At 72.0% G+C, this 1550-nt stretch carries 2 protein-coding genes; both read left to right on the top strand.

Features of this window, described 5'->3' with window-relative positions; all coding sequences use genetic code 11:
- A partial coding sequence (locus AC1DZ6_RS24955; protein WP_477099780.1) for an aldo/keto reductase occupies nt 1–699 on the top strand: 699 nt, incomplete at its 5' end.
- 65 nt (nt 700–764) lie between these two features.
- Nucleotides 765–1469 (top strand): glycosyltransferase family protein, encoded by a 705-nt coding sequence (locus AC1DZ6_RS24950; protein ID WP_477099779.1) that lies wholly within the window; start codon nt 765–767, stop codon nt 1467–1469.
- Nucleotides 1470–1550 lie beyond the last annotated feature (81 nt).

Here is a 1550-nt window from a genome sequence, read left to right as displayed (position 1 = left end):
GTGCTGGGCGACCTGATTCCCCGTCCCGTGCCGTTCCGCGTCACCCTGTCGGCCGCTCGCGCCGACCGCGGTCCCGACTTCGTCGAGGCCGAGGCCCGGACGTCCCTGCGCYGCCTGGGCCTGGAGCGCGCCGACGCCATCATCGTCTCCTCGCCCGCCGAACTGTTCGGCGCCCACGGCGCGGCGGTCTGGGATCGCCTGGCCCGGCTGCGCGACGAAGGCCTGTTCGAGAAGATCGGCGTGGCCGCCCACGCCAGCGACGATCCGGTGGGCGTGGCCCGCCGCTTCAAGCCCGACATTCTTCAAGCGCCCGCGTCCCTGCTCGACCAGCGCCTGCTGGCCGACGGCTCGCTGCAGCGCATCGCCGGCATGGGGATCGAGGTGCAGCTGCGCTCGATCTTCCTCAACGGCCTGCTGTTCCTGCCGCCCGACCGCGTTCCCGCCCAGCTGAAGGGGGCCTCGGGCCGCCTGTCGAAGGTGCGCCGGATGATCGCCGAGGGCCGTTCCGACCCGCTGCAGGCCGCCCTGGGCTTTGCCCTGTCGCGCGTCGAAGCCAGCGCCGTCCTGGTGGGCGTCACCTCGGCCGCCGAGCTGTCGGCCGTCGTGGCGGCAGCTTCCAGCCCGCCCCCCGACCTCGACTGGGACGACATGGCCATCGACGATCCGGTGGCTCTGGACCCGCGACGTTGGGTCGCCTGACGCCCAGGCGAATCAAGGCTCAGCCTCGGAAGAAGCGCTGAGAAACAAAGAGGGAGCCGAACGCCATGATCCTCGCCGTCGTCCAGGCCCGCATGGGCTCCAAACGTCTGCCCGGCAAGGCCGTCGCCACCCTCCAGGGTCAGCCGATGATCCTGCGCCAGCTGGAGCGCCTGCGCGGCGCCCGCCGCCTGAACAAGATCATCGTCGCCACCAGCGACGCCGCGGACGACGACGGCCTGGCCGGCCTGGTGGTGTCGCGGGGCTACGCCGTGCATCGCGGCTCGGGCAGCGACATCCTCGACCGCATCGCCCGCTGCGCCGAGGCCGCCGGTCCGGTCAGCCACATCGTCCGCATCAAGGGCGACGCGCCCTTCGTCGACCCGGCCGTGATCGACGAGGCCGTCCGCCTGGCCCAGGTCAGCGGCGCGGCCTACACCTCCAACCGCGTGGAGCGCACCTTTCCGGCCGGCCTCGAGGTCGAGGTGGTCACCGTCGAGGCGCTGCGCATGGCCGCCGCCGAGGTTCGCGACCCGCTGGCCATGATCTCGCCGACCGCCGCCATCCGCGAGCGGCCGGACCGTTTCCGCCAGGCGCACCTGAAGGCTCATCGCGACTGGTCGCATTACGACTGGCGGGTGAAGACCCCGGCCGACCTGGCCTTCGCGCGCTCGATCTACGACGCGCTGTACGCGGCCGATCCGGGTTTCTCGATGCACGACGTGCTGGACCTGGTGGAGAGCCGCCAGGACCTGGGACGCTTCGCGGCCTAGGCCTCGCGTCCTTCGAGGCTCGGCTGCGCCTCGCGCCTCAGGATGAGGAAAGCCGCAAATCGCTCCTCATCCTGAGGCGCC

It is taken from the genome of Caulobacter sp. P1_B12_2 (assembly GCF_056406675.1).
Note: the sequence above shows the minus strand (reverse complement) of the source record. Positions and strands in the feature narration are given on the sequence as shown.

Excerpts from the sequence above, each read along its gene's own strand:
- AC1DZ6_RS24950 (WP_477099779.1), top strand. The coding sequence starts at position 765 with ATGATCCTCGCCGTCGTCCAGGCCCGCATGGGCTCCAAACGTCTGCCC.